Below are 12,820 nucleotides of genomic sequence, written 5' to 3' on the forward strand. Positions count from 1 at the left end.
GGCGTGGGTAGGTGCGCATCGTTTCAGCGGGCTGCAAGGCTCTTGTAAACGCCACACCCCACGTACAAATCACCCAGACGCGCCACGAACGACATCTTGGTCTGCACCGCGCCGGTAGCCGGGTTGGTGATGTCGTATTCCACCCAACCGGGCGCACGGTCGCCCTGCGCAACAATGTCGCTGACCAGCCGATCCCCGGCAATGCCCGGAATGTCCTGTACGCGCGTCCCCACCTTGGCCTGGTTGCCACCAAACGCCAGATAGGTTCCTTGCGGATTGAGCGCAAACACATACATGTCGCGGTCATGAAACGCCTGGTTCTTGTCGGTGATGGTTCTCAGAAAAGCGTCGCGCGGGCTTGTTTTGTGCAGCGCTGCCGCCTTGCTCACCAGCGCCACAGCCTCTTCAGCCGTGCCCTGCTGCAATCGGAAGGCCGACACTGCGCGTGACAGGGTGGAGGCCCGGCTTTGCAGGGCTTCGGCCTGCTGGACGGCATGGCCCACCATCTGGGCGTTGTGCTGCGTGATCTGGTCGAGCTGTTGCACTGCGGCGCTGACTTCACGCAGCCCGGTGCTCTGCTCGGCACTGGAGCCCGAAATCTCCGACATGCTGGCGGCCACGCTGCGTATGCCGCCCGCCATCTCGGCGATCCCATCTCCGGCCGTGCGGATCAGGCCAGCGCTGGCCTCCACCTGGTTCACCGACGCGCTGATCAGCTGCCGGATTTCCTGGGCTGCGTCGGCAGAACGCTTGGCCAGGGTGCGCACCTCTCCGGCCACCACGGCAAATCCACGCCCCTGTTCGCCCGCGCGGGCCGCTTCCACTGCCGCGTTCAGCGCCAGGATGTTGGTTTGAAAGGCAATGCTGTCAATCACGCCGATGATTTCGGTCATGCGGCGCGCACCTTGCTGGATGGCCTGCACCGATTGCACGGCACTGGCCATGGCCTGGGCCCCGGCATCGGCTGCCTCCCGCACCTGGGCGGCGCGTTGGTCGGCCCCCAGCGCCGTTTGCGCATTGCTCTGCACAGCCGCGGACAGCTGCTCCACGCTGGCAGCGGTTTCTTCCAGGTTGGCCGCCTGCTGCTCAGTGCGGTCTGCCAGCGCGCGGTTACCGTGGGCCAGGGTCTGCCCGGCGTGGGCCACCAGCGCGGCATTGCTGCGTATGTCGGCCACCATGGACGACAGCGTCAGCACCATCTGGTCGAGCGACTTGGCCATCCCTCCCACTTCGTCCTGGCCATAAACGCCCGCACGGGCGCACAGATCCCCTCCGGTAGTGCGCTGCATGGCATGCGCCAAACCCGCCAGATCGGCCGACAGGCTGGCATACAGCGCCAGCATCAGATACAACCCGAGCGCTGCGCCCGCAAGCAATACCCACCACGGCGCCGAGAGACTGGCGGCAACCACCGTGGCCAACAGCACGGAACCCGGCGCCACCAGCTTGCCCGGCAGGCGAAACCAGCGCATCAGGCGCCGGCCCGGTCGCAGCAAAGAGAATCCAGCCATTTTGTCCCCGATCACGTTTTAAATAGTTACAAACATGCTAGAAGCCGCCTCTTACACCGGATTGACAAACACGGCATGCAAGGGTTTACACCGGGCGCGCGTATTTGCAGTGCCGCCGGCCAGCCGATGCCAGCATCGGCATCGCCCATAATGCAGCCCCATGAATCCCCTGCTTTCCCACCTGCAGCCCTACCCTTTCGAGCGGCTGCGACAGCTTTTCGCGGGGGTCACGCCTCCGGCAGCTTTCAGCCCGGTCAGCCTGGGCATGGGCGAGCCCCGCCACCCCACGCCCCAGTTCATCAAGGATGCCATCAGCGCCAACCTCGATGGCCTGGCCAGCTATCCGGCCACGGCCGGCGATTTGCGCCTGCGCGAGGCTTTCTCGGCCTGGCTTTCCAGGCGCTACGACCTGGCCGTGGACGCCGCCACGCAGGTCCTGCCCGTCAATGGGTCGCGCGAAGCACTGTTCGCCTTTGCCCAGACTGTGATCGACCCCTCCAGGGGCCAGCCCGTGGTGGTGTGCCCCAACCCGTTCTATCAGATCTACGAGGGCGCGGCCGTGCTGGCCGGGGCTACGCCCCATTACGCGCCCAGCGACCCTGCGCGCAATTTCGCAGTGAACTGGGACACCGTGCCCGACGCGGTGTGGCAGCGCACGCAACTGCTGTTTGTCTGTTCGCCCGGCAACCCCACGGGCGCCGTGATGCCGCTGTCCGAATGGCAAAAGCTGTTTGAGCTGAGCGACCGCCATGGCTTCGTGATCGCCTCGGACGAGTGCTACAGCGAAATCTACTTCCGCGATGAGCCCCCGCTGGGCGGCCTGCAGGCGGCGGCCCGCCTGGGGCGCAATGATTTCAAGAACCTGGTGTCCTTCACCAGCCTGTCAAAGCGCAGCAACGTGCCGGGGCTGCGCAGCGGCTTTGTGGCCGGCGATGCCGCGTTGATGAAGGCGTTTTTGCTGTACCGCACCTACCACGGCAGTGCCATGAGCCCGGTGGTGCAGGCGGCCAGCATTGCAGCCTGGGGCGATGAGCACCATGTGGAAGAAAACCGCATGCTCTACCGCAAGAAATTCGCGCAGGTCACGCCCCTGCTCGCCGGGGTGATGGATGTCTCCTTGCCCGACGCCGGTTTTTATCTCTGGGCCAAGGTCCCTGAGGCCCTGGGCATGACCGACACCGAGTTCGCCCGCGCCTTGCTGGCTCAATACAATGTCACCGTGCTGCCCGGAAGCTACCTGGCCCGCGAGGCCCAGGGCAGCAATCCCGGCGCGCAGCGTGTGCGCATGGCCCTTGTGGCCGACACTCAAGAATGCGTGGAAGCCGCGCTGCGCATCGTCCAATTCATCCAATCCCGTACTGCCTGATTCCATGACCCAACAACTCCAAACCCTTATCGACAACGCCTGGGACAACCGCGCCAGCCTCTCGCCCGCCGCCGCACCCAAAGAAATCGTTGACGCCGTCGACCATGTGATTTCCGAGCTGAACAACGGCACGCTGCGCGTGGCCACGCGCGAAGCCGTGGGCCAGTGGACGGTGCATCAATGGATCAAAAAGGCCGTGCTGCTGTCGTTCCGCCTTAAAGACAACGAACTCATCGAGGCGGGTGACCTGGGTTTCTACGACAAGGTGCCCACCAAGTTCGGCGGACTCAGCGCTGACGAAATGTCCGCCACTGGCGTGCGCGTGGTCCCCCCGGCCGTGGCGCGCCGTGGCAGCTTCATCGCCAAGGGCGCCATCCTGATGCCGTCCTATGTGAACATTGGCGCCTATGTCGATGAAGGCACCATGGTGGACACCTGGGCCACCGTGGGCAGCTGCGCGCAGGTGGGCAAGAACGTGCACCTGTCGGGCGGCGTGGGCCTGGGCGGCGTGCTCGAACCCCTGCAGGCCAACCCCACCATCATCGAGGACAACTGCTTCATCGGTGCGCGCTCCGAAGTGGTCGAAGGCGTGATCGTGGAAGAAAACTCGGTGATTTCCATGGGCGTGTACCTGGGCCAAAGCACCCCGATCTATGACCGCGCCACGGGCGAGATCAGCTATGGCCGCGTGCCTGCGGGCTCAGTCGTCATCAGCGGCAGCCTGCCCAAGGAAGGCGGCAAATACAGCATGTATGCCGCCATCATCGTCAAGAAGGTGGATGCCAAGACCCGCTCGACGACGAGCCTGAACGATCTGCTGCGCGACTGAGCGCGGTTGATCGACAACGCCAGCGCAATCCACGCCAAGACCGACACGAACAACGAGAGGGAGAAACCATGAGCACGATGGAAAGAATTCTTCGCCTGATGGCAGAGAAAAAGGCCTCCGACGTCTATCTGTCGGCCAACGCGCCGGCGTTGATCAAGATCAACGGCGAATGCGTGCCGATCAACAACCAGATCCTGCCGCCCGATGCCCCGCGCAACCTGCTGTCCGAGGTGGTGCCCCCGGACCGCATTGAAGAGCTGGAAGAAACCGGCGAGCTCAACATGGGCGTGCCCTTGAGCGGTGTGGGCCGATTTCGCGTCAGCGCCATGCGCCAGCGTGGCAGTTATGCGGTGGTGATCCGCTTCATCTCGCAGCACATCCCCGAACTCGACTCGCTGGGCCTGCCGTCCATCCTGCGCGAACTGATCATGGAAAAGCGCGGGCTCATCCTGGTGGTGGGCGCCACCGGCTCGGGCAAGAGCACCACGCTGGCCTCGATGATCGACAGCCGCAACGAGCAGCTCACCGGGCACATCCTCACGATCGAAGACCCGGTTGAATACCAGTTCAAGAACAAGAAATCGATCGTGAACCAGCGCGAGATCGGCAGTGACACGCAGTCGCTGCAGACCGCACTCAAGAACGCGCTGCGCCAGGCCCCCGATGTGATCCTTATCGGCGAAATCCGCGACCGTGAAACCATGTCGGCCGCCATTGCCTATGCGCAGTCGGGCCACCTTTGCCTGGCCACGCTGCACGGCAACAACAGCTACCACGCGCTCAACCGTATCCTGAGCTTCTACCCCGTCGAGGTGCGCCCCACCATGCTGGGCGACCTTGCTTCGGCGCTCAAGGCGGTGGTGTCTCAGCGGCTGGTGCGCACGGTCGAAGGCGGCCGCGTGCCCGCCGTGGAAATCATGCTCAACACCAAGCTGGTTTCCGAGCTGGTGGAAAAGGGCGACTTCTCGGGCGTGAAGGAGGCCATGGAAAAATCCATGGCCGAAGGCTCGCAGACCTTCGAGGAAGCTCTGGCCCACCACATCATCGAGGGCAAGATCGACCGCAAGGAAGGCCTGGCCCACGCCGACTCGCCCACCAACCTGATGTGGCGCCTGCAAAACGACTTCGCCCTGGCTGCCAACGCAGCCAAGGCCCAAAAAGAGGCGCGGGACACTCCCGACGACCAACCTTCTTTCACCGAAATCGTGCTGGACGTCAAATCCGCCTGACCCGGTTTCCCCTTCTTTTTCTGATGTCCCGCACCCTGCACCTGGCCGAACAGCTCATCTCCCTTCCCTCCATCACGCCCGAGGATGCAGGCTGCCTCGACCTGCTCGCGGCACGCCTGGCACCGCTGGGGTTTGTCTGCGAACGCCTGGACAGCGGGCCCGACAGCTTTCGCGTCAGCAACTTGTGGTCAAAAAGGCCTACAGCCCATACGCAGCAAGCGCAAGCAGCTATTAAAACAATAGTATTTGCCGGGCACACCGACGTGGTACCCACCGGCCCGCTGGCGCAGTGGGGCAGTCACCCTTTCACGCCCACGCACAAGGACGGCAAGCTCTTTGGCCGCGGCGCCAGTGACATGAAAACCTCCATCGCCGCTTTCGTCGTGGCGGTGGAAGAATTTTTGGCCGCTCACCCAGACCCGCAGATTTCCATCGCCTTCCTGCTGACCAGCGACGAGGAAGGCCCTTCGATTGACGGCACCAAAGTGGTGGTGGAGCAACTCAAAGCCCGTGGCGAAACGCTGGACTACTGCATCGTGGGCGAACCCACATCGGTCAAACAAACGGGCGACATGATCAAGAACGGTCGTCGCGGCACGCTCAGCGGCAAGCTCACCGTGCGCGGCATCCAGGGCCACATCGCCTACCCGCAACTGGCGCGCAACCCCATCCACCAGGCCCTGCCGGCGCTGGCCGAAATGGCTGCCACCGAGTGGGACAGGGGCAACGCCTTCTTTCCGCCCACCAGCTGGCAGATCAGCAACATGCACGGCGGCACCGGCGCCAGCAATGTGATTCCGGGCGAGGTGGTGGTGGATTTCAATTTCCGCTTCTCCACCGAATCCACGGCCGAGGGTCTCAAGCAGCGCGTATACAGCCTGCTGGACCGCCACAGCCTCGAATACGACCTGCAGTGGACGCTGGGCGGCCGCCCCTTTCTGACCACGCCGGGCGACCTCGTCACGGCAGTGCAGCAGGCCATCCTGGCCGAAACCGGCATCACCACCGAGCTGTCCACCACCGGTGGCACCAGCGACGGCCGTTTCATTGCACAGATCTGCCCGCAGGTGATTGAACTGGGCCCGCCCAACGCCAGCATCCACAAGATCGACGAGCATGTGGTGGTGGCCGACATCGAGCCCCTCAAAAACATCTACCGCCGCAGCCTCGAAAACCTGAACCACCAGGCCAGCACGGCACCAGCGGCCACACAGGCGGCCGCAGCATGACCGACAACACCGCCCTTCCCGCCCTGCAAGGCGGCACCGTGGCCGCGCTCGTGCAGTCCGGCGCCGATCTGCTCACCGCCGCTGGCGTTTCTTTCGGGCACGGCACCACCAATGCCCACGACGAGGCCGCCTGGCTGGTGCTGTGGCGACTGCGGTTGCCGCTGGACAGTGACTTGGGCGATCGCCCCGATTCAGTGGCAAATAAGGCTGTAGCGCCCGATGAGCTTGCGCTGGTAGCTACACTTTTTGACGAGCGCATTCGCACCCGCAAACCCGCCGCCTACCTCACCCGCGAGGCATGGCTGCAAGGCGTGCCGTTTTACGTGGACGAGCGCGCCATCGTGCCGCGCAGCTTCATTGCCGAGTTGCTGGCCGATGGCAGCATCGATGATTTTCTGGGCGAGCACACGCGCCGCGTGCTCGATTTGTGTACCGGCAACGGCAGCCTGGCCGTTCTGGCGGCCATGGCCTGGCCTGACGTCGAAGTCACGGGCGCCGACATCTCGCCCAGCGCACTGGCCGTGGCCCGCATCAATGTGGACCAGCATGGCCTTCAAGACCGCATCTCGCTGCAGTTGTCGGATGGCCTGGCCCAGCTACCCGGCCCGTGGGACCTGATTCTTTGCAATCCACCCTATGTGAACGCGGCCAGCATGGCGCAATTGCCCGCCGAATACCGGGCGGAACCCACCCTCGCGCTGGCGGGCGGTGCCGATGGCATGGACTTCATTCGCCAGCTGCTTCAGGACGCTCCCGCCCGCATGAGCGAAAATGCGGTGCTCGTTCTCGAAATCGGCAACGAGCGTTCCCACTTTGAAGCCGCCTTCGGGCAGCTGCCTGTGTACTGGATAGATACCAGCGCGGGCGAAGATCAGGTGCTTTTGGCAACACGCCAAGCCCTGGTTGCATTTTTCTCTTCCTGATGATCACTCTTAAAAATGTCACCTTGCGCCGCGGCGCCAAGGTGCTGCTCAATGGCGTCAACGCCACCATCAACCCCGGCGAAAAAGCCGGCCTGGTGGGCCGCAACGGCGCCGGAAAATCCAGCCTGTTTGCCCTGCTCAACGGCTCTCTGCACGAAGACGGCGGCGATTTCTACATCCCCACGCAGTGGCGCATGGCGCAGGTGGCGCAGAACATGCCCGAAACCGACGAGCCCGCGACCGCCTTCGTGGTGGCAGGCGACACGCGCCTGACCGATCTGCAGGCCGAGCTGGCCAAAGCCGAGGCCGCCGACGACGGCATGGCCATTGCCCACGCCTACACCGACCTGGCCGATGCCGGCGCACACGATGCCGAACCCCGCGCGCAGGCACTCATCCTGGGTCTGGGTTTCAAGGTGTCCGAGCTGGACAAGCCCGTCAACAGCTTCTCGGGTGGCTGGCGCATGCGCCTGCAGCTGGCCCGCGCGCTGATGTGCCCCTCCGATCTGCTGCTGCTCGACGAGCCCACCAACCACCTGGACCTCGATGCCCTGGTCTGGCTGGAAGCCTGGCTCAAGCGCTACGAAGGCACGATGATCGTCATCAGCCACGACCGCGAGTTCCTCGATGCCGTGACCAACGTCACCATGCACATCGACAACGCGCAGATCACGCGCTATGGCGGCAACTACAGCAAGTTTGAAGATCTGCGCGCCCAGCAGCTCGAATTGCAGCAGGCCAGCTTTTCCAAACAACAGGAAAAAATCGCCCACCTCAAGAAGTTTATTGACCGCTTCAAGGCCAAGGCCAGCAAGGCCAAGCAGGCGCAAAGCCGCGTCAAGGCGCTTGACCGCATGGAAAAGATCGCGCCCCTGCTGGCCGACGCCGAATTCACCTTCGAATTCAAGGAGCCACAAAACCTGCCCAACCCGATGCTGGCCATCAGCGACGCATCGTTTGGCTACCGCAGCGAAGACGGTGCCGAAACCACCATCCTGCAAAACGTCAGCCGCAGCGTGCTGGCAGGCCAGCGCATCGGCATTCTGGGTGCCAACGGCCAGGGCAAGTCCACGCTGGTCAAGACCATTGCCCGCACCATGGCGCCGCTGGCCGGCACCGTGACCGAAGGCAAGGGCCTGTCGATCGGCTACTTTGCCCAGCAGGAGCTGGACGTGCTGCGCCCGCATGAAAACCCGCTGGAGCACATGATCCGCCTGGCGCGCGAGCTGGGCCCCAACAGCCGCGAATCGAGCCGCGAACAAGACCTGCGCAGCTATCTGGGCACATTCAACTTCACCGGCGACATGGTCAAGCAAAGCGTGGGCAGTATGAGCGGCGGCGAAAAAGCCCGCCTGGTGCTGGCCATGATCGTCTGGCAGCGGCCCAACTTGCTGCTGCTGGACGAGCCCACCAATCACCTGGACCTGGCCACGCGCGAGGCGCTGTCGATGGCGCTCAACGAATTCGAAGGCACGGTCATGCTGGTCAGCCACGACCGCGCCCTGCTGCGCGCCGTGTGCGACGAGTTCTGGATGGTGGGTCGGGGCGCCGTGGGGCCGTTTGACGGCGACCTCGATGATTACCAGCGCTACCTGCTCGATGAAGCCAAGCGCCAACGTGAACTGGCCAAGCTGGAGGCCGCAGCCGAAAGCGCGGCGCTCAAGGCCGCAGCACCGGCGCCTGCCGTGGCCGCCGCCAAACCCGTGGCTATTGCTCCCGTTTCAATAGCTGCTAGCGCAGACCAGATAAGCGCTAGAGGCCAAAATGATGCCAAACCCGCAGTCGACGCGAAAGAGCAGCGCAAGCAGGATGCCCAGACACGACAGCAGCTGGCAGAAAAAACACGCCCCCTGAAACGCGAGCTCGAACAGATCGACCAACGCCTGTCTGCCCTGGTTGCAGAGCGGGCCGACCTGGAGCAGCGGCTCACCCAGCCACTGCCGCCCGCCGAAATCGCAGACCTTGGCCGACGCCTGAAAGCCGGTCACGACGAGACCGCCCAGCTGGAAGAACGCTGGCTGGAAATTTCCGCCGGGCTGGAAGAACTGGGCGTGGGCACCAGCGCTTGAAACGTAAAACCTTGTAATCGAGTGCATTAGTTTTCTGGCTTTTCACCAATAAAGACCTGCGGTGAATGCTATTAATCTTGAAGCAACGATTTTTGTTGAGGCTAAGGCTCATCCGGTTGCATTTTTTTGCGTTTGCCGGTCAACCAAGCCCCAAGTGAGCGCGTTGTTGGTACATCACAGGAGTTTTCCAGTATGAATACCACCGCAATCTTGTCCGCTTGGCCCGAAGACGAACGCGACCGCAAGCGCGCACCGGCCCGCTTTTGAGGGCGTGGCAGCCGCCCATCACAATGGCGGCGGCAGCCCCTTCATTCATGTTCCTCTCAACAAAAAACCCCGCATTGCGGGGTTTTTTGTTGTCTGCACCGGCCGCTGCGTCAGCCCATGTGCAGGCCGCCATTGACCGAGAAGTCAGCTCCCGTGGCGTAGCCGCCCTCTTCCGAGGCCAGCCAGGCAATGATGGAGGCGATCTCGCTGGGCTCACCGAGCCGCTTGACGGGCACGGTGGCCACGATCTTTTCCAGCACATCGGGGCGAATGGCCTTGACCATGTCGGTGCCGATGTAGCCTGGGCTCACGGTGTTCACCGTCACGCCCTTGGTGGCCAGCTCTTGCGCCAGGGCCATGCTGAAGCCGTGCATGCCGGCCTTGGCGGCCGAGTAGTTGGTTTGCCCTGCCTGGCCTTTTTCGCCGTTGACCGAGCTGATGTTGATGATGCGGCCCCAGCCCTTTTCCACCATGTCGGCCACCACCTGCTTGGTGACGTTGAACATGCTGTTGAGGTTGGTCTCGATCACCTGGTCCCAGTCCTCGCGGGTCATTTTGAGGAACATGCGGTCGCGCGTGATGCCGGCGTTGTTGACCAGCACATCGATCGAACCGTGCTCCGCCTTGGTCTTGGTGAAGGCCTCGACGGTGGAATCCCAGTCGCCCACATTGCCCACTGAGGCGTGAAAGGAGTAGCCCAGCGCCTTTTGCTCGTCCAGCCATTTCGTGAAATCACGTGTGGGGCCGCAACCGGCGATGACGGTGAACCCCTCTTTGTGCAGACGCTGGCAAATCGCGGTGCCGATACCGCCCATGCCACCCGTGACATACGCTACTTTTTTGCTCATGTGATTTCTCCTGGTTGTAATGTGCTCAATGCCACTCTACCCAACAATTGATGCACTGTGGTGAAGGAAAACACTGAATCCGCTGTTTTTCCGCAGCGACGCATCTGGCACAGCCAAAACCCGTGTGTTCAGCCCTGCGTGCAGCCTCCGAGAGGAAGGCCGCAGGGTCATGCATCTGTTGTTGAAAGGGCCTTGAGCGTGCACTGGCTGCATCAAATGCCACCAACGGCCAGCGGCAAGGTTTCCCAGCCCGGTTTGGCAAACAGATAGCCCTGCTGGTAGTGGATGCCCGCCGCCAGCAGGTGCTCGGATTCTTGTGCCGTCTCGATGCCTTCGGCCACGATGTCGATGCCCAGGCGATCGCACACCAGCGCAATGCCCGACACGATGGCCTGGCGCACGGGATCCTGGTCGATATTGCGGATCAGCTCCATGTCTATCTTCAGCACATGGGGCTGGAACTGAACCAGCATGTTCAGCCCCGCATAACCCGCACCAAAATCGTCAATCGCGGTGATCAGCCCCTGGCGGCGGTATTCATTGAAGATGGCCTTGAGGTGGGCGCCGTTGGTCACCTGCTCGCCCTCGGTCACTTCAAACATGATGCGGTCGTGCGGAAAATGGAATTCCTTGGCCGCCTCCATGGTGGCGCGAATACAGGTTTCTGCACGGTACACCGCGTTGGGCAAGAAATTGATGCTGAGGCGGCACTGGGGCAATGCGGCCAGGCCCAGGCGCGAGGCCAATTCGATGGCTTTCACCCGGCATGCCTGGTCAAACCGATAGCGGTGGGCGTCATCCACCCACGACAGCACCGTGGCCGCAGACTGTCCGTCCACACCGCGCACCAGCGCCTCGTAGGCAAATGGGCGCCCGGAATGCAAATCCATGATGGGCTGGAACGCCATCGTGAAATCAAAGGGAAGCTGGGTCTTGTCGCGGCAGGCAGCACAGCCCAAGGGCTCAAACGGTTGGGCAAAAACAGTAGAAATCATGGGGTCATGATATCCAGCCAGAGGCGGTGATGGCGGGTTCACGCACCCCGCGACAGGGCAAATACCGCAACCACCTTGGCCAGCCGCTGGGCCTGCTCGGTCACGGTGCCTGCGGCGGCGGCAGATTCCTCCACCAGCGCGGCGTTCTGCTGCGTCATCTGGTCGAGCTGCCCTACCGACTGGTTGATCTGGGCAATGCCGGCCGATTGGTCGCGCGCAGCCGCATGGATCTCGCCCATCATGGCACTGACCTGCTGCACCGAGCCTACGATCTCCGACATGGTGCGGCCCGCTTCGTCGGCCAGTTGCCCCCCCGCCGACGCTTTTTGCACCGAGCTGTCAATGAGCACCTTGATCTCGCGGGCTGCCTGCGCAGAGCGCTGCGCCAGGCTGCGCACCTCGGTGGCCACCACAGCAAACCCGCGCCCCTGTTCGCCCGCACGGGCGGCTTCCACGGCGGCATTGAGCGCCAGGATGTTGGTCTGAAAGGCGATGGAATCGATGACCCCCGTGATGTCCGCAATGCGGGCCGAGCCCTCATTGATCTCGCGCATGGTGTGGATCACCCGCCCCACCACTTCGCCCCCGTGCCGTGCCACGCCGGCAGCCGACACCGCCAGGGCATTGGCCTGCTCCGAAGCGTTGGCAGACTGGCGCACCGTGCCGGTAAGTTGCTCCATGCTGGCAGACGTTGCCTGCAGGTTGCCCGCGGTGTCTTCGGTGCGCACCGACAGGTCTTGTGCGCCCATGGCAATCTCCTGGCACGCCAGCGCCATGCTGGTGGCGGCTTCCTGAACCGTTGCAACGGTTTCATGCATGCGCTCCAGCGCCTGCTTGAGCGCCCTTCCACCCGGTGTTTCGACCACCATGTGAGAGACATCCAGGGCAATCTGGTCGCCCCGCACCAGGGCAGCAGACAGGCGCTGCAGCTCCAGCGACTCGCGGGCGGTGCGTCCCATGTTCACGGCCAAAATTACCTCCAGCACGGTCTGGATCACCACATATACCGCATGCAGCACCACCCGTCCAAAATCGGGGCTGGTCATGCAATACACACCGAAGCCCGCCGCCTGGAGACGGTCAAACAGCACATGGTGCACGGCAAACAGCAGTGCGGCCCACACAATGGGGCGCCAGTCGAGGTACACCAGCAGCAAGGCCAGCGTGACGAACACGCCAAAGTGAAACTCCAGCATGCCCTGCGCCAGCTGGATATGCAGCGCCACCAGACCCACCTGCACAAAAGCCAGCACCAAGCGCGAAGCCAGAGTGCCCCGTGCCGTGCCGTAGGCCACACCCGCAATCAAGACCAAGGCGCCCGAAGCCACCAGAGCCAGCACCGAATCCACAAACCGCAGCCCCAGGACCACCGCCGCGATGGCACTCAGTGCAATCGCGGCCAGCATCACGCGGTCACCCAGCAAGGCGCTGTCTACAGGGGTGGATACAGATTTTTCGGAAGCTGGGGAGAAGGATGACGAGGACATAAATTCGCAATTTGCACCAATATGTTTTTATTGTAACTTATTGGTATAAATCCATCCTTCGCATTCA

10 protein-coding genes are annotated in these 12,820 nt (G+C 63.0%); 6 read left to right on the plus strand and 4 right to left on the minus strand.

The window, feature by feature from the left end; genetic code table 11:
* Positions 1-23: 23 nt before the first annotated feature.
* Positions 24-1,511 (minus strand): methyl-accepting chemotaxis protein, encoded by a 1,488-nt coding sequence (locus B7Y64_RS08710; protein WP_024815155.1) that lies wholly within the window; start codon positions 1,509-1,511, stop codon positions 24-26.
* Positions 1,512-1,671: 160 nt separating this feature from the next.
* On the opposite strand from B7Y64_RS08710, the gene dapC reads away from it, so the two are divergent.
* The 6 genes from dapC (at position 1,672) to B7Y64_RS08740 (ending at position 9,156) form a co-directional block, all read left to right on the plus strand.
* On the plus strand, positions 1,672-2,877 hold the full coding sequence (dapC, locus tag B7Y64_RS08715; protein ID WP_024815156.1) for a succinyldiaminopimelate transaminase: 1,206 nt from the start codon (positions 1,672-1,674) through the stop codon (positions 2,875-2,877).
* Between the two features lie 4 nt (positions 2,878-2,881).
* Complete coding sequence (gene dapD / locus B7Y64_RS08720) at positions 2,882-3,706, plus strand: 2,3,4,5-tetrahydropyridine-2,6-dicarboxylate N-succinyltransferase (RefSeq protein ID WP_024815157.1); 825 nt, start codon at positions 2,882-2,884, stop codon at positions 3,704-3,706.
* 68 nt (positions 3,707-3,774) lie between these two features.
* Positions 3,775-4,935 (plus strand): PilT/PilU family type 4a pilus ATPase, encoded by a 1,161-nt coding sequence (locus B7Y64_RS08725; RefSeq protein ID WP_291324205.1) that lies wholly within the window; start codon positions 3,775-3,777, stop codon positions 4,933-4,935.
* A 23-nt stretch (positions 4,936-4,958) separates the two neighbouring features.
* Positions 4,959-6,164 (plus strand): succinyl-diaminopimelate desuccinylase, encoded by a 1,206-nt coding sequence (dapE, locus tag B7Y64_RS08730; protein ID WP_291328680.1) that lies wholly within the window; start codon positions 4,959-4,961, stop codon positions 6,162-6,164.
* Positions 6,161-7,087 carry a 50S ribosomal protein L3 N(5)-glutamine methyltransferase gene (prmB, locus tag B7Y64_RS08735; RefSeq protein WP_291328682.1) on the plus strand — a complete coding sequence of 309 codons (927 nt, stop codon included), beginning with the start codon at positions 6,161-6,163 and terminating at the stop codon, positions 7,085-7,087. The genes dapE and prmB overlap by 4 nt, the downstream gene beginning before the upstream one ends.
* Positions 7,087-9,156, plus strand: a complete 2,070-nt coding sequence (locus B7Y64_RS08740; protein WP_291325380.1) for an ATP-binding cassette domain-containing protein — start codon at positions 7,087-7,089, stop codon at positions 9,154-9,156. The genes prmB and B7Y64_RS08740 overlap by 1 nt, the downstream gene beginning before the upstream one ends.
* Positions 9,157-9,533: 377 nt before the next feature.
* Here the strand turns inward: B7Y64_RS08740 and phbB are convergent, their stop codons facing one another.
* The 3 genes from phbB to B7Y64_RS08755 all read right to left on the minus strand — a co-directional run bounded on the left by phbB (position 9,534) and on the right by B7Y64_RS08755 (position 12,753).
* Entirely contained in the window at positions 9,534-10,271 is a 738-nt protein-coding gene (phbB, locus tag B7Y64_RS08745) for an acetoacetyl-CoA reductase (protein ID WP_114654594.1), read from the minus strand.
* Between the two features lie 212 nt (positions 10,272-10,483).
* Complete coding sequence (locus B7Y64_RS08750) at positions 10,484-11,266, minus strand: EAL domain-containing protein (protein WP_024815163.1); 783 nt, start codon at positions 11,264-11,266, stop codon at positions 10,484-10,486.
* A gap of 38 nt (positions 11,267-11,304) precedes the next feature.
* Entirely contained in the window at positions 11,305-12,753 is a 1,449-nt protein-coding gene (locus B7Y64_RS08755; protein ID WP_291325379.1) for a methyl-accepting chemotaxis protein, read from the minus strand.
* Between the last annotated feature and the right edge of the window lie 67 nt (positions 12,754-12,820).

This window comes from Acidovorax sp. 35-64-16 (assembly GCF_002281195.1).
Taxonomy (GTDB): Bacteria; Pseudomonadota; Gammaproteobacteria; order Burkholderiales; family Burkholderiaceae_C; genus Acidovorax; species Acidovorax defluvii.